The 23,274-nt window shown below is 71.3% G+C and carries 20 protein-coding genes and 1 CRISPR repeat array; of the genes, 5 read left to right on the top strand and 15 right to left on the bottom strand.

Features of this window, described 5'->3' with window-relative positions:
* Nucleotides 1-169: 169 nt before the first annotated feature.
* Nucleotides 170-926: a CRISPR direct-repeat array (repeat unit 36 nt; unit sequence GCCTCAACGAAGTCCGCTCTCCAAAGGAGCGGAGAC).
* A gap of 193 nt (nt 927-1,119) precedes the next feature.
* The 13 genes from cas2 to J1M37_RS06135 form a co-directional block, all read right to left on the bottom strand.
* On the bottom strand, nt 1,120-1,512 hold the full coding sequence (cas2, locus tag J1M37_RS06190; RefSeq protein WP_233490735.1) for a CRISPR-associated endonuclease Cas2: 393 nt from the start codon (nt 1,510-1,512) through the stop codon (nt 1,120-1,122).
* A complete protein-coding gene (gene cas1 / locus J1M37_RS06185; protein ID WP_113914409.1) occupies nt 1,422-3,044 on the bottom strand; it encodes a CRISPR-associated endonuclease Cas1 in 1,623 nt (540 codons plus the stop codon). The genes cas2 and cas1 overlap by 91 nt, the downstream gene beginning before the upstream one ends.
* Entirely contained in the window at nt 3,041-4,054 is a 1,014-nt protein-coding gene (locus J1M37_RS06180) for a hypothetical protein (RefSeq protein ID WP_078025323.1), read from the bottom strand. The genes cas1 and J1M37_RS06180 overlap by 4 nt, the downstream gene beginning before the upstream one ends.
* Nucleotides 4,055-4,056: 2 nt before the next feature.
* On the bottom strand, nt 4,057-6,873 hold the full coding sequence (cas3g, locus tag J1M37_RS06175; protein ID WP_078025322.1) for a type I-G CRISPR-associated helicase/endonuclease Cas3g: 2,817 nt from the start codon (nt 6,871-6,873) through the stop codon (nt 4,057-4,059).
* Nucleotides 6,870-8,435, bottom strand: coding sequence for a type I-G CRISPR-associated protein Csb2 (gene csb2 / locus J1M37_RS06170; RefSeq protein WP_078025321.1), 1,566 nt, complete (start codon nt 8,433-8,435; stop codon nt 6,870-6,872). Before csb2 ends, cas3g begins: the two co-directional genes overlap by 4 nt.
* Before the next feature lie 2 nt (nt 8,436-8,437).
* Nucleotides 8,438-9,682: a type I-G CRISPR-associated RAMP protein Csb1/Cas7g gene (gene cas7g, locus J1M37_RS06165; RefSeq protein WP_078025320.1), complete on the bottom strand. Its 1,245-nt coding sequence runs from the start codon at nt 9,680-9,682 to the stop codon at nt 8,438-8,440.
* A 556-nt stretch (nt 9,683-10,238) separates the two neighbouring features.
* Complete coding sequence (locus J1M37_RS06160) at nt 10,239-11,159, bottom strand: SDR family oxidoreductase (protein WP_163721481.1); 921 nt, start codon at nt 11,157-11,159, stop codon at nt 10,239-10,241.
* Nucleotides 11,160-11,376: 217 nt separating this feature from the next.
* Nucleotides 11,377-13,008 (bottom strand): amidohydrolase, encoded by a 1,632-nt coding sequence (locus J1M37_RS06155; protein WP_206452326.1) that lies wholly within the window; start codon nt 13,006-13,008, stop codon nt 11,377-11,379.
* Between the two features lie 110 nt (nt 13,009-13,118).
* The gene (locus tag J1M37_RS06150) at nt 13,119-14,276 is read right to left on the bottom strand and encodes a cystathionine gamma-lyase (protein ID WP_206452325.1); all 1,158 of its coding nucleotides are present in this window, start codon (nt 14,274-14,276) and stop codon (nt 13,119-13,121) included.
* Between the two features lie 144 nt (nt 14,277-14,420).
* On the bottom strand, nt 14,421-14,585 hold the full coding sequence (locus J1M37_RS11510) for a hypothetical protein (RefSeq protein WP_241250905.1): 165 nt from the start codon (nt 14,583-14,585) through the stop codon (nt 14,421-14,423).
* The gene (locus tag J1M37_RS11675; protein WP_274607194.1) at nt 14,582-14,890 is read right to left on the bottom strand and encodes a hypothetical protein; all 309 of its coding nucleotides are present in this window, start codon (nt 14,888-14,890) and stop codon (nt 14,582-14,584) included. Before J1M37_RS11675 ends, J1M37_RS11510 begins: the two co-directional genes overlap by 4 nt.
* A gap of 45 nt (nt 14,891-14,935) precedes the next feature.
* Complete coding sequence (locus J1M37_RS06140; protein WP_206452324.1) at nt 14,936-16,492, bottom strand: alanine/glycine:cation symporter family protein; 1,557 nt, start codon at nt 16,490-16,492, stop codon at nt 14,936-14,938.
* 139 nt (nt 16,493-16,631) lie between these two features.
* Complete coding sequence (locus J1M37_RS06135; RefSeq protein WP_206452323.1) at nt 16,632-17,528, bottom strand: MerR family transcriptional regulator; 897 nt, start codon at nt 17,526-17,528, stop codon at nt 16,632-16,634.
* Nucleotides 17,529-17,694: 166 nt separating this feature from the next.
* On the opposite strand from J1M37_RS06135, the gene J1M37_RS06130 reads away from it, so the two are divergent.
* Both J1M37_RS06130 and J1M37_RS06125 read left to right on the top strand, forming a co-directional pair.
* Nucleotides 17,695-18,822 carry a YeeE/YedE family protein gene (locus J1M37_RS06130; RefSeq protein ID WP_144819798.1) on the top strand — a complete coding sequence of 376 codons (1,128 nt, stop codon included), beginning with the start codon at nt 17,695-17,697 and terminating at the stop codon, nt 18,820-18,822.
* A gap of 52 nt (nt 18,823-18,874) precedes the next feature.
* The gene (locus tag J1M37_RS06125; protein WP_041104858.1) at nt 18,875-19,102 is read left to right on the top strand and encodes a sulfurtransferase TusA family protein; all 228 of its coding nucleotides are present in this window, start codon (nt 18,875-18,877) and stop codon (nt 19,100-19,102) included.
* A gap of 43 nt (nt 19,103-19,145) precedes the next feature.
* Here J1M37_RS06125 and J1M37_RS06120 read toward each other — a convergent pair whose 3' ends face one another.
* Nucleotides 19,146-19,301, bottom strand: a complete 156-nt coding sequence (locus J1M37_RS06120; protein ID WP_157557099.1) for a hypothetical protein — start codon at nt 19,299-19,301, stop codon at nt 19,146-19,148.
* A 95-nt stretch (nt 19,302-19,396) separates the two neighbouring features.
* A complete protein-coding gene (locus J1M37_RS06115) occupies nt 19,397-20,272 on the bottom strand; it encodes an NAD(P)-dependent oxidoreductase (RefSeq protein WP_063189468.1) in 876 nt (291 codons plus the stop codon).
* A 124-nt stretch (nt 20,273-20,396) separates the two neighbouring features.
* Between J1M37_RS06115 and otnK the strand changes: the two genes are divergently transcribed.
* From otnK to J1M37_RS06100, 3 genes are all read left to right on the top strand, one after another.
* Nucleotides 20,397-21,674: a 3-oxo-tetronate kinase gene (gene otnK, locus J1M37_RS06110; RefSeq protein WP_082836641.1), complete on the top strand. Its 1,278-nt coding sequence runs from the start codon at nt 20,397-20,399 to the stop codon at nt 21,672-21,674.
* A gap of 42 nt (nt 21,675-21,716) precedes the next feature.
* A complete protein-coding gene (gene otnI, locus J1M37_RS06105; protein WP_063189466.1) occupies nt 21,717-22,514 on the top strand; it encodes a 2-oxo-tetronate isomerase in 798 nt (265 codons plus the stop codon).
* Nucleotides 22,511-23,274: DeoR/GlpR family DNA-binding transcription regulator (locus tag J1M37_RS06100; protein WP_206452329.1), on the top strand; the 764-nt coding region annotated here is incomplete at its 3' end. The genes otnI and J1M37_RS06100, both read left to right, overlap by 4 nt.

Here is a 23,274-nt window from a genome sequence, read left to right as displayed (position 1 = left end):
ACGAGCAACGCGGGCAAACCAGATGGCCAGCACCGGGCAGTTCCCGTGGCCATCACTGGGCAGTCCTCATGGCCGTCAGCGGGTCATTCCCTGGCCACCTATGGGCAGCTTTTCATGGCCGCTTACAGAGACTGGCGTGGACGTTCCGGGACGACTCGACGGCCATGCGGCCTCAACGAAGTCCGCTCCCCAAAGGAGCGGAGACCGGAGGTCGTCTGGTTCTCCATGAGCAGCCCGTTGCCTCAACGAAGTCCGCTCCCCAAAGGAGCGGAGACTGAGGGGGTGTCCGGGCGGCCCGGCCCGACGATCACGCCTCAACGAAGTCCGCTCCCCAAAGGAGCGGAGACACCCATGATCTGTGTGGACGGGCCACCCTGAAGGCCGCCTCAACGAAGTCCGCTCCCCAAGGGAGCGGAGACGCCGGAGACCTGGGCGGCCTTGGCCACGTCCTCGCGGCCTCAACGAAGTCCGCTCTCCAAAGGAGCGGAGACCGGGCCGGGCCGGCGCGGAGCACACCCTGCGGGTCCGCGCCTCAACGAAGTCCGCTCTCCAAAGGAGCGGAGACCGTCGTCACAGACCGCTGGGGCACCCGTGGCGCACACACGCCTCAACGAAGTCCGCTCTCCAAAGGAGCGGAGACCCGTCACCTCGTCCACGCACGCGTTCGCGATCACGATGCCTCAACGAAGTCCGCTCTCCAAAGGAGCGGAGACGTAGAGGGTGCCGGCCCGCTCCACGCTGTACTGCGTGCCTCAACGAAGTCCGCTCTCCAAAGGAGCGGAGACCGGTGGCACGCACGACGTCCTGGGGTCCATCAAGCCTCAACGAAGTCCGCTCTCCAAAGGAGCGGAGACTGTGCCGTGGTCGCCGGGTGCCGGGTGCCTGAACGCGCCTCAACGAAGTCCGCTCTCCAAAGGAGCGGAGACAGCACCTCAGATTACAGCCCCTTGACATGGGCAGACGCGACCTTCGGCGAGCCCTGGGCTCAAGAGGCGTCCGTGGAGCTCCATGCCTTTCGGCCTCGGCCCATGAACCGTGGGCTGACAAGCCCTTTTCTGATGCGACGGCTCGCCGGATTCCGGACATCGACGGAGCGCTCGCGAAGGTCCCTGGCTCGCTTCAGATGATGATGGGCCCGTCCACAGTAATCTCGCGTGATCGACCCAGAAAGCTGAACTGCTCTGCGCCAAGCGTGGCCGTCAGCCCGAGGTCGCAGACCAGCACGCTGTCCTCGCCCGGATCCAGCACCGCTTCGAGGGCTGCCTGGAGGGAGACGAACTGGGCGGGCAAGGCATCCACCACGAAGACTGAATATTGGACTCGATCTCCGTACCCTTCGAGGACGCGGGCCGCCCGGGATCTGCGGCGGTCGTCAGGAATGTCATAGGCGATGAGTCGCCTCCGGAGACGATCCCGGGCACTCAACGGACTCGCACCCCCTTGTAGACCTCCTGCGAGCCATCCAGGACGCCGAGGAACATCCTCGCCTGGACCTCTATCGCGCGGCGCCACGTCACTCTGTATCCGAAGACGGGGTGCTTGAACTCCGTCCCGAGACGCCGTTCCACCGCCGCGATCACTTTGCGCCGGCCGGTCTGGGTGAGCCGCGCGCCGCCGAGCACGTGAGTGAAAGACAGTCGCCCCAACTCGCCATTGTTGAACGCGGCCAAGATGGCGGAATCCACCACGGGCGGACGAAACTCCTCCATCAGGTCCAGCGCCAGGGCCGGCTTGTTCCGTCCGCTGGAGTGCAGCACCCCGGCATGCGGGTCCAGGCCGCAGGCCAGGACCGCACGGATCACCTCGGACAGGAGCATCCCATACCCGTAGTTCAAGGCGATGTTCAACGGGTCGGTGGCCCCTCGCCCGACCCGACCGGGGAAGGACTCAGCCACGCCCGCGTCCACACCTGGCGCCAGCAGTCCCGGGAATCCTGCGAAATACTCTGCGGCGGCCCGGCCCTCGATTCCGAACAACTGGCCGGTGGACGTCGCCGTGCTCGCCAGTCGCGTCGCCGATCGAAGACGCTTGACCACAGCTGGCATGCCTCCGAAACGCCGGAGGATCGTAGCCTGGTTCGCGACCTTGGCCACCACGAACTCGCGAGCGATGTCCACTCGGCCTTCGGCCGATGCCGCGAACTGACGGAAGCGTGCGCCGCCATTCGGCGGCTTGACTCCATTGGTCCACCCGACGACGCGCCCTGCCCCCGTGCACCAGACACAGGGAAGGCCTCGCCACATCAGCTCCCGCAGCAACGCTCCTGAGAGGTCGACGTTGCCGTGCACCACGACGGCCGACACCCGCTCCAAAGGGATGCTGGCCAGCCGCTCATCGCCCTTCACCACCGTGATCCGCCCGGCCGACATGCTCGCTCGACTCCCCGGCACAGTGAGGTGCAGGGTCTCACCGGCAGGGTCCGGCGGGACGATTCGGGACAGCACTTCTGCTTCCTGCCGTTCCTCAGGGAGGCAGACGGAGGCGTGGGAGCACCGCATGCACCTCGGGTCGTCCAGTAACGGTGCCGGAGCGGTCTTCCCGTTGACCACGGACCGAGCCGATGCCACCGCATCACGGGCGGCCTTTCGGTGCGCTGCCGAGATCTCGACCGGGACCCGCCGGTGATGGGTGGTGAAGTACACCTCGGCGTCCTCCACCGTGTTCCCCTGGGATTCGAGCGCCATCGTCTGCAGTACCAGCTGCAGACGATTGGCATCGCTGATTCGGGCAGCTCGCTTCACCGGGGTGGCTTTGTGCTCGACGACGCGTAGACGCCCCGACGGGAGTCGCTCGACCCGGTCGACTCGCCCGTGGACGCCGAGAGACGGGTCGCGCACGTCGATGCCGCGCATCGTCTGAGCCTCACGTGTGGTGGGCACGTCCACCCGCGCATGGTCCGCCACTCCCTGCTGGATCTGCGCCACCTTCGGCGCTTTCTCGTCCATGGCCTCGAGCCATGCCCGACGCGGGCAGAAACTCCAGTGCGCGACCAGACTGAATGGCAGCGAGTCAGCATACGGCTCCCCCGTGTCGTGCTCAGTCATCTCAGCGCCCTCGCCGCGAGAGTGCGCCGCTCCGGGGCCGACGCACTGCCGGTGACGTTCACGGGGAAGCTCAGGATCTGAGCGAACCCCCACTCCTCCAGGATCGCCTGAGCCGCCGTCGTCTCGGCTGAGCCCAAGCTGGGCCCTGTCGCGTCTTCCCCCGCCACGAGCAGGTATCGCGAGCGCAAGGCGGCCTGCATCCGCGCCACCGTCACCCAGGATGTCGGCACCGGCATCAACAGCCGCGCCAACGACTCCCTGCGGGCTGGGATATGAGCGGACGAAACGGACCGCCCGTGGCTGTCCGCCCAGACGGGCAAGGCCGCGAGCGCCCACAGCCCCACCCAGGCCCGCGCAGCATCCACCGGCCCCAGGGGGGCCATGCCCGTCGCCGTGCGGGAATCCGGCTTGTTCTTGCCCGGTTCGTCCTCCACCGTGGTCCCGAGAAGGCCCGAGGTCACTGCCTCCACCGCTCGGCCGGCCACGGCCCTTCCCGTGGGGAGGAGCGAATGCGCGATGAACTCCATGCCCTTGTTCCTGGTGCGCATCTCCCAGGCGGCCGCGCCATGGTCCGGCCGGAACGACTTACTCGTCCTGTGCCACCAGGCCCGCTCCCCCAAGCCCACCACGAGAGCCGAGTCGAGGCCGCGCAATGGCCGCGCCACCTCTGTGCGATCATGCAGCAGGTCTGCCCACCCGTGCTCGGACGCCGGCATCTTGGTCCGGGCCGAGAACAACGATCCAGCCACCGCGTCCGTGGAGTACAGCCAGCCCCCCGGGTTTTGGACATGCCGGGTCGCATGCCGGTGGATGAGGCTGCCAAAGGCCGCGGCATCAAGCCCTGCCCCACACAACTGCGGTCGAGAGTCCGGCTCGTCGGTCCACCGCAGCCGCACGGCACCGGCTCCCAGTTCCTCCTCCACGATCATCGCGGCGCCGAGCAGCGCCGCATGGGACAGCAGCACGTCCCACGTCCCAGCCAGGGTCACCGGCTCAGTCGTGCGGGCCATGTTCATCGTCCTTCCTTCGAGATCGTCACGTCGGCGGCCCGCAGGACCGCCTCGAGCCAGGCCACAGCCCACAGCCCCCACGTCTGTTCCACGGACAGAACCAGTGCGTCCCAGACTCCGACGTCGAACAGTTCCTCCGCGGCCATGCGGACGTGAGGGGGTGCCTCCGGGTGGACAAGACTCTCCGCGCCCATCAGGAACGTGCCGCGCCCATGTCCGTGGCTGGTTCCCACCAGACGCACGGCCAGGGCGTCCGCCCCGTCCGCATGCGCGTGAAGCATTGCGGCGGACAGCTGCTCGTGCCGCCAGCCAGCGGGGAGGAACCGTGACTGACGGAAGGGCAGGGCGCTCAGCAGACTCTTCGCCATCGGCTCGTCCACGCCAGCCACGCCCTGGGTCAGCCAAGCTTGGTAGCGGTCGTCGCTCTTGCCGTCGTCGTGGTGTGCCCCCGCCACAGTCAACGTCCGCTTCAGGCCCTCAGGCAGGCCGAGGACCTGGGCGAACTCGCCGGCCCGGTCTGCCACGTCCCTCTGGTGCTCGGCGAGGGACACAGGGCTGCGCCCGGTTGTCGCAGACAGCTGGGCGTCGTCGGGATCGGCCGCGTCCAGCAGCTCGAACACCACCCATGCCGCCTGCTGCGGCGAGCCGGGAGCCCGGCCACCCACGTGGACCCTCACGTCGAATCGTGCGACCAGGTCCGGGTCCGCCCACTGGCCGAGATAAGCGGTGAGCCACGCGGACTGTCCCCGGTCATCCAACGCATCCAGCACGCTGAGGAGGGTCAGCGGAACGTCCGCCTCCTGCAGGTCCGCGCAGACCTCCAATAGAGAGCATCGAAGGTGGTCCTGCACGCCAGGCGAGGCGACGCCGGTCATGAACACCACCCTGCGCTGACTGGCCTTCACCGGTTCGAGCGAGAGCATCGTCCCGTCCGCAGACCGCGGGTCGAGGACGTCGCCGACAGGCTCCCGGCCATCCTCGACCAGGACGTGATGGTGTGTGGCAGCCCAGTCGTGGGGGACGCAGACGACATCCCCCGGGACAATCCCGTGACCCGAGGCATCCGGATCCACGAGCGTCCACTGGCGTCCACGACGTACGAACGCGGGCGTCGCCCGCCCGCGGCGGCCCCCGGCGAGCAGCAGGCGCAGCCGGGAGAGCGTGACCGGATAGGCCTCATGCGGCTGAGGTGGGGCAGTCGCCAGCAACGCCGCGGACTCCGCCTGGTCCAACCCTGACCAGTCCTCTCCAGCGTCTTCGCCGAGACGGGGAAGCCGGCGGCCCACGACGGCGACGTCCGTTTCCGCGTCCAGTGAGTCCCTCAGCCACAGCGTCAAGTCCGGTTCGACGGCCAGTGCCTCGGACGTGCGGCTGAACAGGGCCGCGCGCGCGGCTTCGATCTCGCTGAGGACGGGCCTGGCCGGGGTGGAGGACGGGGCCGGGTTCTCCAGGAGAGCAGCGGGACTCACCCCCTTCGGATCCTCCGCGCGATCCCGGAGCCACTCGAGCGCGTCGGTGATGTCCTGCACTTCGTAAGGGGCCGCCGTCTTGGCCGTGGGATCGGCGGACGGACAGAGCACATGCATGGGGGCGGATTCCCGAGCCCCGGTGCGGTTGAGCCGCCCCGCCCGCTGCGCAAGCGCCGACCCTGACGCGATATCCGTGATGAGGAACCCGAAGTCCAGGTCGAGGCCGACTTCGATCGCCTGGGTCGCCACGTAGACATCCGGGGTCCGGGATCGTTCGAGGGCCTGCTCCCAGCGCCGGCGCGGCCCTACGACGAGCACGACATCGAGGCCGCCATTGAGACCGCGGAGGGCACGATGAACGGCCAGGGCCGACGCGACGCGGTTCATGACGACCCCCACGGGGGTGTGTCCCGCCTGCACGGCGTCCGTCACCATGCGGGCGATCTCCTGCGCTCCCTGCGTCGTTTCACGCGCTATGCCCCCAGCGAGCCAGGGGCCGTCCAGGTGCAGATGGACTGGCTTCGGACGGTCCAGACGGCGCAGGAGCGCCTCCCCCACGGCACCCGTGCGGATGTCCGAAAGCTCGACGCCGATAGAAGTCTGGGCCGGCGCGAGTCCCGCCGGAGTGGCCGTCGTCTCGACGACCTGCAGTACGGGCACGTGAGCGGCGAGAGGTGACTCACCGGCGAGCGACGCGACGCGACGAGCCGTGGTGAGCAGCTGCCGGTTGAGATGGGCCTCGTCCAGGATCAGCACGGAGTCGTATGCGATCAGCCCCGCCTCGCGGGGACGCATCCCTGCGGTGGAGCCATAGCCACGGAACAGGAGCCGGCTGCCGGCCATGTCCGGCGTCGCACAGATCACCTGGCAGGAGACCGGGTCGTCCTGCCATCCACGCTCCGGTGCGATCCCGCCGCGGAGCGTTGTCACCGAGCCCGGTTGCCCGGCCGGCGAGATGCGCCTCAGGGCAGCTGCGACTCGGCTCAAAGGCGCCTCGATCGGGACGTCCGTGATCTCGGCGAGCTGATCGAACACAGCCTCGGCCCGGGAGGCCATGTCGTCAACGAGCGCTCGGCGCCCCACCACGTGCCAGAGGCGACGAGGGGCCCGGGCCCCTTCCCACCCGGGTGCGTGGGTCATGGCCACCGCGAAGACGTGCACCTCCAAGACGCTCGATTTGCCAGCGCCCGTGGGCGCAACGACGGCGTCAGGCCAGCGTCCCGTCGTCACGACCTGCCTCAGCAGAGCACGCTGCCAGGCGTAGGGCTCACGGCCATGGTTCACGGCGGCGAAGAACTCGTCGAACTCATCGATGGCGACGGTCAAGGCCGCCTTGTCATTGACGTTCATGACCGCTCCTGGGTCGATCCGGGAATGTCCGTGGGCACCAGCAGTCCGCAGCCCAGATGACGGCTCTGACCGAGCGCGAGGATGGCCCGGTCAGGCACGGCGGTGCTGAGAGTGAGCGTGAGGCGGAACGGCTCGATGGGGCTGCGGCGGTCCGTACGGTGGACGTACGCCGTCGGCGTGAGCGTGCGGAACGCCCTGCCCCGAAGCTGCGCCCCGCTCTCCACAACCGCTGCGTGCCGAGCGACAGGGTCCTTCGTCGCGAACGCCGGTTCGACGTCACGGAGCACATTGCCCAAAGACCATGCGGCAGCCAGGTCGACGTCCCGGATCGGGGGTTTGGACTTGAGCCGTCGCTCTACGACCACGGCCGGCTGGGCGTCCCACGTCCGCACCGCACCCTCGGTCGGAGCCTTCCAGAATTCAGTCCCGTCGTACACCTCGATCTCCTCAGGTGCAACGGTCAGCTGGTGCTCTGAGGTGACGACACGGCGGACCCCGGCCAAGGCTGATGCCAGCATCCCCAGGGCGGGCCCGGGCATCCCTCGCGGCACCAGGACGAGGAATCGATCCCGTCCGTCCGAGAACGGCAGGTTCGGAAGGTCCCCCGGCGCCAGGTGGAGTGCGACACGGTTGGCCGGTGGGGCGACGGACGGCGCATAACGGCCGGTGATCTCCGGCGGGGCGTCGGGGCCCAGGCGCGACACGAGCGCGCGGTGCAGGGCGACGCAGACACTCACGTACCGCTCTTCAGGGACAGTGGAGTTGGCCCCGATGACGGGGACCGCCAGCACCTGGGTCCAGGGAACGTCAGGTTCGTGGTGCTCGACCGGCGCGAAGATCCCGCTCCGGAGGTGGTCGCGCGGCGGCAGGGTGGCATGCGGCACCGCCGACGTCGTGTGCTTGTCGCCGCTAGCCGAGGGCTTCCGCCCCAGCGTCGTTGCCGCGTGGGCACGGTCGAGCTCTGCCCTCCGTCCGGGACTCGGCATCGCCTGCCGCACCGCACCGGGGACCGCACGCAGACTTGCATTCCGGTCACGTCGATGCGTGGGCGCCGGAAGGCCCTCCCCCTCGTGCACCGTCAGACGTACGGGCGACGACGCCTCTCCGAGATGGGGCACGTCCGCGCAGAGTTGTTCCAGAGTTGAGCAGACCTGTGTGTCCGTCCCGCTGGGCCCGTCATCCCAGACCCACTGCACGGGGCCGCCGAGCGCAGTTCCGTCCGAGACAGGCCGGCCGGTCACTTTGTAGTTGGTCTTGCCGACCTCCTTGAGGAAGACCCCCTCCTTCCGGTACGCGAAGCGTCGCACGCCAGGTGCCACGGGCGTGTGACCAGGCAGGACCAACGCATCCGGCGGATGCTCCTCGAGCCAGTCCAGGGCGGCCAACGACTCTGCCGTGAACGGAGCCTCAGGATCCCCCGTCGAAAGAGTCCCCGCAGCGGCCGCCTGCACGAGGGCCGAGAAGAGCCTCGCGACATCAGGGAATCGCTCTGCGCCGCCGTCCGGCCCGTGGCCCGTGTAGACGCCCAGCGGGAAGTCCGCGCTGATGACGAGTCCGCCCATGGTCACACCTCGACGTCGTCGGTGCTGGCGGCGCCCAGGATCGCCGGGTCGCCCACCAGTTGGATGGTCTGCCCGTTCCACTCGACACCGGCGACCGACTTCGCATGCGCCAGCGCCGCTTCGAACACCTGGACGGCCACCTCGTCCGTGATGGGGGCGAGCGCCCGGGACTTGCCGTACCGGAGGTCGAGGGTCACGGTCGGCTCATCGGATTCGACCAGATGGCAGTTCGCACGCAGATGCAGCTCGCGGTCCGAGAGGGCCATGCCGAGCAGGGCGTAGGCCGCGAGCAGGGCGCGGCACGCCACGTCCTGCTCCGTCGTGCCGCCGAAGCGGAGCTGACGGAGCGCGGAAAAGGACAGGAGGCGTCGTCGCATGATGGAACGGCACGCGACACCGCCCAGTTCGCCGAGGACCGGCGGGATGTGGCCCAGGCCGAGCGTGGACATGGACGATCCGGTCTCCCCCTTCTTCTTGGCCTCGGCGAGCACCTTGTCCTGCAGTTTGGCGCTCAGTTCACCCGCCTGCGCCTTGACCAGTGCCTCGACGTCCTTGGCCGATGGCTTGACGCTCGCCGCGACGGGGTCCACACGGCCAGCTGCGCGCCGATTGGTCCGCGGCGCCCCGCCCTCCTGGTCCTGGTCGGCCAGAACGCCGATGATCTCACCCGTCATGCAGGACTGGTAGCGGCCCTGATGCGACTTCCGAGTGGAGTCCCATGCGCCGAGGACCAAGGCCGTCGGTGCGGCGTCCAGCAGAGCCCGGGCGTCGAGCTTCGTGGCGTCTCGCAGTGCACGGTAGGCCTCGGTCTGCGTCACGGGAGCACCGTCAAGGGTGGCCGCCCGGATGTGTCCGTCGAACGCACGATGAGGCAGGGAGAGATCCGACTCGACAGCCTCTCCGTAACGCACCTCGATGGTCGGCACCTTGCGCAGCGCCTCTCCCTCCGGTGTCCCCTGATCCCGCCGAGCGGAGATGATGGCGTCCTCGTCCCGGTTGGAGACCGACTGCTTGCTGTCCACGACGACGGTCCACACCGGTCGCGGCTGACCGGCCTCGTCGAGTTCCATCCGACGCTCGTAGGCGTAGGTGGGCTCACCCCGGCCCTCGATCACCTTGGCCGGCGCGATCACCGCCCCGGGGCCGCCGGCGGGCCGGAGCGGGGTCTCCGACAAGAGTGAGGTGCTCCCCCCGGGAGCACACGCGGCGAGGAGGTCCTCGAGGGACAGGGTGTCGAAGTCAGACATGACGCGGCCTTTCGTCCTGGTCTCGGGGCCGCCCCATTCGCTCGGGCGCTGCCCCCGCTTAACGTGTCCGCCTCCCGCGCGAAGATCGAGTGGTCGGAAGCCTCGGTGAGGCATGACACAGATGCTGACAGAGCGGGCGCACAGGGTCAATAATGGAACCCTCTTAGCAATTTCTCACTCACATACTTACTATCAGCTAGTAGGGGTACATCCCCTGGCCCGCCTGCCCCGCGCGCCATGGGGGCGCCTCCCCAGCACGCGCGTCCTCACGTAGGGTCGTCTTCGTCGCGCGGAGTCACCCACCCCCTTCGTTGAGGCTAGGTCTGTGCCTGAGAACTGCGCCCAGACGCACACCACGCGGGATCTCCGCGTCTTCGCTGAGCCGGCTCCGCGCGACACCGCCGGGCTCCATCAGGTGATTCCGCACAAGGCTGTGGAGCCTGCAGCCCCACCCCACAGACAAGGTGACGGTCGTGGTCGCTTCCGGTGTCCGGAGGCGACCACGACCGTCACCTTGTCTATCGCGGGGTACACGCCCCGCCTGACAGGCCTCACCTCACGGCGTCGGCATGCCGCCGGTGACCGGGATGGTCGCGCCCACCACATAGGAGGACTCCGGCGAGGCCAGGAACACGTAGGCCGGGGCCAGCTCGGTGGGCTGCCCGGCGCGGCCCAGCGGAGTGGACTGGCCGAACTCCGGCAGGTCCTCCGACTTCTGGCCGCCGGAGGGCTGCAGCGGGGTCCAGATCGGCCCGGGCGCCACGGCGTTCACGCGGATGCCCTTCGGGGCCAGCTGCTGGCCCAGGGCCTTCGTGAAGGTGTTGATGGCGGCCTTGGTGGAGGCGTAGTCCACGAGCTGCGGCGGGGCCATGTAGGTCACCACGGACGTGGTGTTGATGATCGTGGAGCCCGGCTTCAGGTGCGGCAGGGCGGCCTTGACCAGGCGGAACTGGGCCAGGATGTTGACGTCGAAGGTGGCCTCGAGCTGCTCGTCGTCGATGTCCTCGATCGAGTCCTGCGCCACCTGCTTGCCGGCGTTGTTCACCAGCACGTCCAGCCCGCCGAGCTTCTCGACCGCCTGGGCCACGAGGTCGGCGCAGAACGTCTTGTCGCGGAGGTCACCGGGGATCCCGACGGCGGTGCGCCCCTCCGCCTGCAGGACCTCGAGGACGTGCTGGGCGTCCTTCTCCTCCTCGGGCAGGTAGGTGATCACGACGTCGGCGCCCTCGCGCGCGAACGCGATCGCGGTGGCCGCGCCGATGCCGGAGTCGCCGCCGGTGATGAGTGCCTTGCGGCCCTCGAGACGGCCGGTGCCGCGGTAGGACTTCTCACCCAGGTCGGCCTTCGGCGTCATCTCCGCGTCCAGGCCGGTGCCGGGCAGCGTCTCCTCCGGCGGGCTGATCACGGGGTAGCGCTTCGTGGGGTCCTGCAGGGTGAGCTGGTCGGTGGTGGTGGTGTTCGCGTCGTCGTGCGCCACGGGGTGCTCCTCATGGTCTCGGGGCGACGCGCGGTCTGCGCGCCGTCCTCCGAGCGTAGGGAGCAGCCCCCCAGCAGAGCCACGGCTGACCGCCGGGCCACCGGACATGCCCCACCCGCTCCCCTGGATGACGAGCCCTGCGATATGGCCCCTAAACCACGCGTTTAGGGGCCATATCGCAGGGCTCGTCGCGGGGCGCCGGGGCCGGGGCCGGGCGTCACAGCCCGCCGTGCACGAACTCCCCGCCCACGGCGGTGGCGACGACGTCGATCGCCGCGATCTGGTCGCTCGGCACCGCGCGCGGGTCCTCGCTGAGCACCGTGAAGTCCGCGAGCTGGCCTGCGACGAGCCGTCCCTTGCGGCCGCCCCAGCCGGTCGCCTCCGCGGAGCCGACCGTGTAGGCGTGCAGGGCCTCGGCCACCGTGAGCCGCTCCGCGTCCGGACCGTACTGCTCGCCGGTCTCGGTGCGGCGCAGCACGAAGTCCTGGATGACCTCCAGCGGGCGGCCGCCGGCCACGGGACGGTCCGAGCTGCCGGGCAGCACCAGGCCCGCGCGCAGCAGCCGCCCGGCCGGGTACGAGAGCGCGGCCCGCTCCGGCCCGATCCGCTCCCGCACCGACCCGCCGAACGCGCTGATGAAGTTCGGCTGGGTGGCCATCACGACCTCCAGCTCGGCCATGCGGGCCACCTGATCGTCGCGGACCACCCCGCCGTGCTCCACGCGGTGCGGCATCACGGGGCGCCCGAACCGGCCCCGCGCCTCGGCGATCACGTCGAGGGCGAAGTCAAGGGCGGCGTCGCCGATCGCGTGCAGGGCCAGCGCCCAGCCGGCGGCCGCCGCACCGAGGCACGCCCGGCGCATCTCCCCCGCGTCCTGCTGCAGGTAGCCGCGGCCGTGGCCGTGCCCGCAGTAGTCCTCGGTCATCGCGGCGGTCTGCCCGAGCATCGACCCGTCCGTGAACACCTTCGCCGGCCCGATCTGCAGCCACTCGTCGCCCACGCCCGTGCGCACGCCGGCGTCGAGGGTGAGGTGCGTGCCGTCGTCGGGATGGCCGTCCACCGGGCGCAGCGCGTCCAGGGTGACCATCGTCTGGAAGCGGGTGCGCAGCAGCCCCGCGTCCCGGGCGCGCTGATACGCGCCGAACTCGAGCGGGCTGTGCCCGATCCACCCGCCGGCCACCCCCGCATCCGTCACCGAGGTGATGCCCTCGGCCGCGTACTCCTGCGAGGCCCGCGCCAGGCACGCGCCGATGTGCTCGTGGGACTCCGGCTGCAGCAGCCGGGTCACCAGGCTCATGGCGGTCTCCTCCAACAGACCGGTGGGCCGGCCGGCGGCATCCGTGAGGATCCGTCCGCCCTCGGGCTGCTGCAGCACCTGCTCCCCCACGCCGGCCAGGACCAGCACCGCCCCGGACACCGTGACGGCGTGGCCCGTGTTGTGGCGGATGAGCACGGGGCGCCCTGAGGCGGCGGCGTCGAGGCTGTCCCGGTCCGGCTGCGGGCCGGTGAGGTGGCCGGGGTCGAAGCCGGTGCACGTCACCCAGGCGCCGGGGCCGAGCTCGGCGGCGCGGGCGCGGACCCGGCGGTGGACCTCCTCCGCGGTGCGCGCACCCTCGAGGTCCACGTCCAGCCGGGACTGGCCGAACCAGACGCTGTGCGCGTGGGCGTCGTTGAACCCGGCGAGGACGGTGCGCCCCCGCGCGTCGAAGCGTTCGCGTGCTGCGAGGCCGTCCAGCTCCTCGTCCACCCCGACGACGACGCCCCGCCACACCCCCAGCCGCGAGGCCGACGGGCGGGCGGGGTCGCCGGTGAGGAGGCGGGCGTTCTCCACGATCAGGTCGAGCTGCATGGGGGGGTCTCCTGGGGGTCTCCTGGGGCGGGGCGGCGGGGACTGATTCGCGAGCGTAGCCGGGCCCGGCTCAGGCGGGCAGGGCCAGGCTCAGGCGGGCAGGGCCAGGCTCAGGCGGGTCCGGCCGCCGCGTCCAGCGCCCGGGCCAGGTCGGCGAGCAGCTCCGCCGTCGGCTCGACGCCCACGGACAGGCGCACGAAGCCCGCCGGGACGTCGTCGCCCCAGCGGGCGCGGCGCTCCGCCGCGGTGTGGGTGCCGCCGAAGCTCGTCTGCGCCACCACGTACGCGGCCGCCCCGATGAACCGCTCCGCCGCGGCCGCGTCCGCGAACTCCAGCCCGACGACGCCGCCGGCCGCCGTCATCTGGCGCGCGACGATCGCCGCGTCCGGGTGGTCCGGCAGCCCCGGGTAGGCCACCGCGCGCACGGCCGGGTGCCCGGCCGCGAGCTCGGCGACCGCGAGCGCCGACGCGCACATGCGGGCGAAGCGGACCTCGAGGGTCTCCAGACCGCGGTGGATCAGCCAGGCCTCGTGGGTGCCGAGGATCCCGCCGGCCAGGGTGCGCCAGCCGCGCACGCGCGCCATCAGTCCAGGGTCGCGGGACGCGACGTGCCCGCCGAGGGCGTCGGTGTGCCCGTTGAGGGCCTTCGTGTCCGAGGCGACGACGACGTCCGCCCCCAGGTCCAGCGGCCGCTGCCCCAGCGGGGTCAGGGAGGTGTTGTCCACGACGACGAGCGCCCCCTTCCCGTCCCGCCGCCCGTTCGCGTGGGCGCGGGCGGCGACGTCGGCCAGGTCCGCGACGCGCAGCCCGGGGTTGGAGGGGGTCTCGACGAACACGAGGTCGTAGGCGGAGAGGTCGGCCTCCGCGAGGCCCGGCGTGGACACGAAGTCCACGTGGACGCCGGTGGGCACGAGGTGCTCGGCGGCGAGGGCGCGGGTGGCGCCATAGCCGTCCGAGGGCAGCAGGGCGCGGTCACCGGGGCGGAGCACGGGCAGCAGGGCGGCGGCGATGGCCGCCATGCCGGAGGGGACGACGGCGACGTCCGCGTCCTCGAGCACGCCGAGGGCGGCCTCGAGCGCGGCCCAGGTGGGCGTGCCCCAGCGGGCGTACTGGAAGGCGACGTCCGCACCGGGGGCGACGGGGGCGCCGTCGGGACCGGACCCGGGCAGGTGGAACGCGGAGGCGTGCACCAGCGGCGGGGAGATGGCGTCGCCGGGGGCCATGCCGTGGGCGCGGTGGTGGAGGCTGCGGGGATGCCATGGGGTCATTCTGCCGGGGCGCCGGGCGCGGATTCACCAGAGGAGCTGACGGCCCCGGATCTGCCACCCGAAGCAACGCCGGTTGACTTATCGCGGGTCCTGGGCGCGAAGACCCGTGATAACTCAACCGGCGCTACTCGGGTCCCGGACGGATCAGGGCGAGGTCGGCGTCCTGGAAGGGGCGCCGGGTGCGGTGACGCCCTGGCGCGCCAGCTCGATCGCCGCGGACCGCACGAAGCCCAGCTGCGCCGCCTGCGCCGCGTGAATGGTTCCCTTCACGTTGACGTCGAAGATCAGGTCGACGTCCTCGTCCGTCATGTCCGCGATCCGGATCGGGGGTAGATGCCCGCGTTGGACGCAAGCACGTCCAGCACGTACGCGGGGAACCCGGCCTCGCGGGCGGCCGCGCACTCCTCGTCGGTCAGCCCCGTGACGGCGACCCGCGCCGCGGCGTCCCGCAGCGACGCAGCGATGCCGAACCCGATGCCCAGGGTGCCGCCCGTGACCAGCGCGGCCCGGCCGGCGAGCAGCACCGCGGCGACAGGGGCGTCCGTGCGTTCGGCGGCGGGGCGGGTGTCCGAGTCGCCGACGGCGGTGTCGGTGGAGGTGGAGACGTCGGTCATGACGGGGTCCTCTCGGGTGCGGGCCCGGGGCCGACCCCGTCCCGCTCACCCCTCCCCGCGCTCCGGGCCCCCGCGCACGATCGTGATCGCGCGGGTGTCCGGGGCGGTGTCGGCGACGTGCTCCATGGCGCGGTCGAGGTCGCCGGTCTGCTGGTACGCCGCGTGGATCTGCTCCCACAGGCGGGCGTTGCGGACGCCGATCGCGTGCGGATCCAGCACGGGTTCCTGGCCGGCTCGGCGCTGGCGGTCGTAGTCCTTGAGCAGCCGGATGGCCACGGGGCTCAGCAGGATGAGCGCCACGATGTTCACCCACGTGTAGAGGCCGACGCCGAAGTCGGCGAACGCCCACACGAGGGCCGAGCTCTGCACGGACCCGAACACCATGGAGCCGGCCAGCAGCAGCCGGGCGACCGCGATGACCGCGCGCTGCGCCGTCTTGTTCGGGATGAGGTAGGCGACGTTCGTCTCCGCGTAGAACGCGAAGGAGAGCAGGGTGGTGAAGGAGAAGAGGAAGACGGCGATCGCCACGAAGGACGGGCCGAAGGCGGGCAGTGCCTCGTCGATGGCGATCTGGACCCACGCCGGGCCCTCCTCGACGCCGGGCACGTGCTCCGCGAGCAGACTCTCCCCGTCCGGGCCCAGCACGTTGAAGCTGTTCGTGGCGAGGATCATCAGGCCGGTCATGGTGCAGACGAACAGGGTGTCCACGTAGGCGGAGAACGCCTGGGCCAGGCCCTGCTTCACGGGGTGGGAGACGTGGGCGGCCGCCGAAGCCTGGGCGCCCGAACCGGTGCCGATCTCGGTGGAGTACACGGCACGGCGCACGCCCCACGCGACGGCGGCGCCGAGGATGCCACCGTAGACCGAGTCCAGGGCCAGCGCGCTGGAGAAGATCAGGCCGAACATCGCGGGGACCTGCTGCCACATCAGCCCGACGACGAGCAGCCCCACCAGGATGTACGCGCCGGCCATGAACGGGACCACGAGGCCCACCGTGCGGCCGAGGCGGTGCATGCCGCCGAACACGATCACGCAGAACAGCACGGCCATCCCGAGACCCACCCACAGCGGATCCCAACCCCATGCCTCGGTCGTGGCGGCGGTGACGGCGTTGGCCTGGATCTGCGGGCCGGTGAAGACCGTGGCGAACACGGTGGCCGCGGCGTAGGCGACCGCCAGCCACCGCCAGTTCCGGCCGAGCCCCTCGAGGATGTAGTACGCGGGCCCGCCGCGGTACTCGCCGCGGACCTTGTGCTTGTAGAGCTGCGCCAGCGAGCTCTCCACGAGCGCCACGGGGGCGCCGAGGATCGCCGTCACCCACATCCAGAACAGCGCGCCCGGGCCGCCCAGGTAGATCGCGGCCGCGACGCCCGCGATGTTGCCGACACCGATGCGCCCGCCCAGGGCCATGGCGAACGACTGGAACGAGCTGATCCCCGCCGACGACGATCCTCCCCTGACCAGCTGGCCCACCATGTCCCTGAGCAGCCGCACCTGGGGAGCCGCCATGCGGATCGTGAAGTACAGGCCTAGGGCGAGGAGCCCGACGACCATGGGCAGGCTCCACATGATCGAGTTGGCGGCGGTGACGAACTGCTCCATGGCTTCTTCCCAGGTCGCGGACAGGATCCGTGCACTCCATCACATTCGGGCCACCCCGGGCACCCCTGAGCCCCCGGGGGGTCTGTGTGAGACCGGCAGGGTCGGCCGGCCAGACACGCCGTGCCGCCCCCGCACCGGCTCACCCCTGCCCCGCTCCCGCCTCCTCCCGCACCGTCACCGCCAACTCGACGTGTCCGGCCTCCGGGTCCACGAGGATCTGGCGGATCTCCGGCGCGGCGCCGGCGTCGTCCACGTCGAACGCGTCCATGAGTCCCAGCAGATCCGGATGGCGCAGCGCGCCGCCGGGGGCGTCGTCGAGGAGGTCGACGTCGCCCGCATCGGCCCGCACGTCCACGTACCGCTCCACACGGCGTGGCAGTGTCCCGGTCACCACCTCGTGCCCGTCGACCCTGAGGCCCGCGGGAGCCGGACCGCTCAGCGGGACCGCCAGGACGGTCTCCACGACGTCGGCGGCGCCCGGCACCGGACGCAGCGCCGTCCACAGCGGCCCGGCCGGTGCCGGCCCCGCCTCCGCGAGCGCCTGGAACAGCATCGCGAAGGCGGCGTTCGCGCGCTCGGTGGTCCCCTCCTCACCGGCCTCGTCCAGGGCCACCCGCTGCACGACGCCGGCCCACGGCGTCGGCCCGACCGTGCGCTCCGCCACGGGGCCGGGACGGGCGGGGCCGCCGTCGTCGTCGGGATCCGGGGCCGCGTAGACACCGGCGGCCGCGAGCGCGAGCGCGCGGTCCTCGAGGTCGCGGCGGCGTCGCAGCTCGGCCGCGTGTGTCTCGAGCCGCGCCGGCAGGGAGGCCGGGTCCGCGAGGACGGACCGGACGTCGTCGACCGTGAGGCCGGCCGCCCGCAGGACGCGGATCTGCGCGGCCGTCCGGATCTGGCCGGGCGCGTAGCGGCGGTAGCCGGAGTCGACGTCGACGTCGGCGGGGGCGAGGAGGCCGCGCTCGTCGTAGAAGCGCAGCGCCTTCACGCTCAGTCCGGTGGCGAGGGCGAACTCGCCGACGGTCATCAGGGGGCTCATGGGGCGACCTTTCTCTCAGGTGATCCCAGCGTGGGCGTTCCCCCAAGGGGAGGGTCAAGCGTCGCCCACGGCCCCCCGCGCGTCGTCTCCGGCACAGCTCTCCGACTGTTACCCCGCACGTCCTGCGCGGCGCGCGGGCCCGGTCGCATCCTGTCTCATGGCAGGCATGATCATCACCGGACTCCTCCTCGGCCTCGTCCTGGGCTTCGTGTTCCAGCGTGGACGCTTCTGCGTCACGGGCGCCTTCCGTGACCTGTTCACCGTCCGGTCCACCCGATGGCTCACCGCGTTCATGGTGATCGTGGCCGTCCAGTCGGTGGGCGTGTTCGCCCTCGACGCGCTCGGCGTGATCACCCTGGAGGCGGAGACGTTCCCGTGGCTGGGCACGATCATCGGCGGCCTGATCTTCGGCTTCTCGATCGTGCTCGCGGGCGGCTGCGCCACCGGCACGTACTACCGCGCGGGCGAGGGCCTCGTGGGCTCGTGGTTCGCGCTGATCTTCTACATCGTGGGCGCCACCGCCTTCCGCAAGGGACCGCTGGCCGGCACCACCGAGGCCGTCCGCTCCGTGGAGACGCAGACGGGCTCGTTCCAGCAGCTCACGGGGCTGTCCCCGTGGGTGTTCGTGGCGCTGCTCGTGGCCGGCGTCGGCCTGGCCGTGCGTCATCACCTGCGTCGCGAGGCGGCCATGACCCGCTTCCGCCTGCCCGCCGCCAAGACCGGCCTCGCGCACGTGCTCACCGAGAAGGCGTGGCACCCGTTCGTCACCGCGGCGATCATCGGCGTGCTGGCGATCCTCGCGTGGCCGCTCTCCTGGGCGACCGGCCGCGAGTCCGGCCTGGGCATCACCGGCCCGTCCGCGAACATCGGCGCGTTCCTCGGCACGGGCGAACTCGAGCTCGTGGACTGGGGCGTGCTGATGGTGGCGGGCCTGCTGATCGGCTCGTTCATCGCCGCGAAGGCCTCCGGCGAGTTCCGCGTCCGCGTGCCCGACGCGCAGACCACCGTCCGCTCGATCATCGGCGGCCTCGGCATGGGCTGGGGCGCGGCGTGGGCCGGCGGCTGCACCATCGGCAACGCGATGGTGAACACCGCGACCTTCAGCTTCCAGGGCTGGACCGCCCTCGTGTTCATGGTGCTGGGCACCGGCCTGGCGGCCAAGCTCTTCATCCTCAACCACCGCGGCAAGGGCACGACGCCGGCCCCCACCTCCGGCTCTGGCCTCACCTCGGCCGAGGGCGCGGCGGCGGACGCCGGGGCGGCCCGCCCCGTGAAGCTCACGCCGATCGGCTGAGCCGACCCGCCCACGAACGACCTCTGACCACCGACACCAAGGAGAGAACATCATGGCGAAGCACCTGCTCGAGACCGACGGCCAGGTCTGCCCCTTCCCGCTCGTGGAGGCTACCCAGGCGATGGAGCAGATCCCCTCCGGGGACGAGCTCGTGATCGACTTCGACTGCACCCAGGCCACCGACTCCCTGCCCCGCTGGGCCGCGGAGAACGGCCACGAGGTCACCGACTTCGTGAAGCGCGGCGCCGCGGAGTGGACGATCACCGTGAAGAAGGGCTGAGGGGCGGAGGAGCCCCTCGGCACCTCCGCCCGCCGCAGGGGCCTCAGACCTCCAGCAGCACCTTGATCTCGCGGCGCTCGTCCATGGCCCGGTCCATGGAGCCCTGCGTGCCGACGGCCTCGCACACCCCGTGCGCACCGTGGCCGCCGGCGAGCTCACGCACCTGGGCGGCACCCTCCTCGCCACGCTCGGCGATCACGACGTCGGGTGCACCGTGCGGTGGTGCAACACGAGGGCGAAGGCGGGGCGGAGCGTGCCGCCGCCGCCATCACACGGGTCCGGTTCAGAGCGAGGTCAGGACCGGTAAGTCTGGATGACCTGCGAATCGTCCTTCAGGGTCAGACCGGCCTCGGCGGCGTCCAGGTACTTCTGCTTGGCGGCCTCCAGCACGGGCACCGCGATCCCGGCCTCGGCGGCGGTGGCGCTCACCAGGGCGGAGTCCTTCACGAAGATCCCGATCGCGCTGGCGACCTGTGCGTCCAGGCCCTCGAGCATCCGGGGCCCCCGGTCGGAGAGCATGAACGACCCGGCGGCGCCGTCCGCCACGGCGTCGAGCACCTCGGCGGGGTCCAGCCCCAGACGCTCGGCCAGGGCCAGGGCCTCGGCTCCGGCGACGATGTGCACCGCGCACAGCAGTTGGTTGACCACCTTGAACGACTGGCCGCGCCCCGGCTCCGCCCCGCAGTCCACCACGGCGCCCATGGCGTCCAGGACGGCGCGTCCCGCGTCGATGGCCGCCGGGTCACCGGAGACGAACATGCGCAGCTCTCCGCGTGCCGCACGCGCGATGCCGCCGGTGACGGGGGCGTCCACCAGTCCGATGCCCCGTTCGGCGGCCGGCGCGACGAGCGAGCGCACCGCCTCCGGGCCCACGGTGCTCATCACGATCAGCGTGCTCCCGGGCCGCATGCGGGCGACGAGCCCGTCCTGGCCCAGGGCTGCGGAGGACAGCTGGTCGGGGGTTGCCACCATCACGATCACGGCGTCCGCCTCGGCCGCCGAGGCGGCGTCGGCCGCGGCCGGCAGACCCTGCTCCAGCGCCGCCAGTCGCTGGCGTTCGGAGAAGTCAACCCCCGTGACGTCGAACCCCGCCGCCGCCACCGAGAGGGCCATCGGCAAGCCGATGGCGCCGATGCCGACGAAGGTGACGTTCTGTGCCTGAGGAGTCATATGGCGGCGCCTTCCGTGGTGCGGTTCACAATCTGGCCCTTCGATGTTAGCTTATGTGAAATTCCGTCCCATGTTCACAGAGTCGAACAAATCGGGCGACCCCGCCCGATCAGAAAGGTGCACCATGCCGTTGCGAGCAGGAGTGATCGCCGACGACTTCACCGGAGCCACGGACATCGCCGGGGCCCTTGTGGACGGTGGGCTCCGCACCGTGCAGTTCTCGGGTGCCGCACACGTCCCCGATCACGTGGACGCGGACGCGGTGGTCATCAGCCTCAAGACCCGCTCGATCCCGCCCGGGGACGCCGCCGCCCAGAGCCTCGAGGCCTGCCGCGCCCTCGAACGCCTCGGTGCGGAGCGGATCGTCTTCAAGTACTGCTCCACCTTCGACTCCACCGCCGAGGGCAACATCGGCCCCGTGACGGACGCTCTGCTGGAGCACCTCGGCGAGGACTTCACCGTCGTGGCCCCGGCCCTCCCGGTCAACGGCCGCACCGTCTACCAGGGACACCTGTTCGTGCACGACCGGCTCCTCCAGGAGTCGGGCATGAAGGACCATCCCGTGACGCCCATGCGGGACTCGGACCTGGTCCGGCTCATGGAACGGCAGAGCAGCGGACGGGCCGCGTCCGTCCCCTCGACGGTGGTGGGCGGTGGGTCCGAGGTGCTGCGCGGCGAGCTAGACCGCCTCCGCTCCGAAGGGGTCCGGTATGCCGTGCTGGACACCCTGGACGACACCCACCTCGACACCATCGGCGCGGCAGTGTCCGGCCTACGCCTGACCACGGGCGGCTCCGGCCTCGGCTCCGGACTGGCCCGTTCGCTCACCGGCCGCGCGATCACCGGCGCCGCCACGACCGCGGCCGACGCCTGGCGGTTCACCCCGGGGCGCACCGTGGTGCTGTCCGGCTCGGCGTCCGAGATGACGAATCGACAGGTCGATCGCTATCGCAAGATCGCCCCGTCCCTGGCCGTCGACGTCGTCCGCACGCTGGAGGACGCCACGGCCCTCCGAGACGAGATCCTCGCCTTCGTCCTCGCCCAGGACGGCGGCCCCGCCCCCCTCGTGTACGCGACGGCCGGACCCGACGAGGTCCGTCGCCTGCAGGAGGTCCACGGAAGGCAGCGCGTGTCCACGGCCATCGAGCGCCTCTTCGGCACCCTGGCGGCCGCGCTGCGCGAACGCGGGGTGAGCCGGTTCGTCGTTGCCGGGGGCGAGACCTCCGGTGCGGTGACGCAGGCGCTCGGCGTCACCGGGCTGCGCGTTGGTCCCCAGATCGCCCCCGGCGTCCCGTGGACGGCGAGCCTGGACGGTGCGGTGGACCTCGCGCTGAAGTCCGGGAACTTCGGGGACGAGGACTTCTTCTCCGCCGCTCAGCGCCTCACCGACCCCCGGGCCTGACCCTCCACCGACCATCGCCCGCCCGACACCGAGGATCCACCGATGCCGCAGTTCGCCGCGAATCTCAGCATGATGTTCACCGAGCGTCCCTTCCTGGAGCGCTTCGCCGCCGCCGCGGAGGCGGGCTTCACCGGTGTCGAGTACCTCTTCCCGTACGAGTACCCCGCCGCAGAGGTCGCGGCGGCCCTGCGCTCGGCCGGGCTGACCCAGGCGCTGTTCAACGCCCCAGCCGGTGACTGGGACGCGGGGGAGCGGGGGCTCGCGTCCCTGCCCGGCCGCGACGCGGAGTTCGAACGCGGCATCGCCACCGCCCTGGAGTACGCGCGTGCCCTCGCGTGCCCGCGGGTGCACGTGATGGCCGGCATCGCGGATCCCGACGACGCCGACGCCCGACGCCGCTACGTGGAGCGGATCCGCCGCGCCTGCGACGCCGCGGCGCATCACGGCGTGGAGGTCCTGCTGGAGCCCATCAATGCGGTGGACATGCCGGGGTACTTCCTGTCCCGTGTCCCGCAGGCCCGGGAGCTGCTGGCCGAGGTTGACCGCCCCAACGTCGGATTGCAGCTGGACCTCTACCATGCCCAGATCACCGAGGGGGACCTCACCCGACTGGTGGACGCGTCTGTGGACCTCACCCGCCACGTGCAGATCGCCGGCGTCCCGGACCGTCATGAGCCGGACACCGGAGAGGTCGCCTACGAGCACCTGTTCGCGCACCTGGACAAGGCCGGCTACACGGGCTGGGTGGGCTGCGAGTACCGCCCCGCCGGGCGCACCGAGGACGGCCTCGGCTGGTTCGCGGCACACCGCGGGTCCCAGCGCCCCGGAGAACGGGCATGATCGCGGACGAGCGGCGGCGGCGTCTGGTCAACCTCGTGGTGGAGCGCGGCTCTGCCTCCGTGACCGCGCTGGCGGATGAGCTGGGCGTGTCCTCCATGACCGTGCGCCGGGATGTGAAGCGGCTCGAGGAGGAGGGCCGCCTCGTCTCCGTGGCTGGCGGCGTCGCCAAGCCGGCGCGCCTGTCCCTGGACGCGACGCATCGGGTGAAGCTTGGGATCCGGCCCCGGGAGAAGGCGGCCATCGCCCGCCGAGCGGCAGAGCTGATCCGCCCGGGGGACCTCCTTTATCTGGACGCCGGGACCACCATGCTCGCCCTGGCCCGACTGCTTGCGGCCCGCCCCGCCGCGGAACGGGTCGACGTGGTCACCAACGACCTGGCCGTGGCGGCGGCCGTCGGCGAGCACCCGGGAGCCCAGATCCACCTGCTCGGCGGCCGCCTGGACGCCGGGAACCTGTCCACGGACGGACCCACTGCCGCCGCGGAGCTGGCGGGTTTCAACATCGACCTGGCGTTCATCTCGGCGTCCTCGTTCGACCTCCGCGGACTCTCGGTGCCCACCGAAGGCAAGGCGATCGTGAAGCGAAGCATCGCCGAGCACGCGGACCGCTGCGTGCTCGTCGCGGACTCCTCGAAGTACGGGCGCGTGTCCACCTTCAAGGCCCTCCCCCTCCGGGCCTTCGACGCGATCGTCACCGACCCCGCGTTGCCCGACGCCGTCCGCGATCGGGCGACCGCGGTCGGTGTGGACCTCCTATTGAC

The organism is Micrococcus sp. KRD012 (genome assembly GCF_017168555.1).
Lineage (GTDB): Bacteria > Actinomycetota > Actinomycetes > Actinomycetales > Micrococcaceae > Micrococcus > Micrococcus luteus.
The sequence above is the reverse complement of the archived record's forward strand: the minus strand, read 5'-3'. Positions and strand labels throughout refer to the sequence as shown.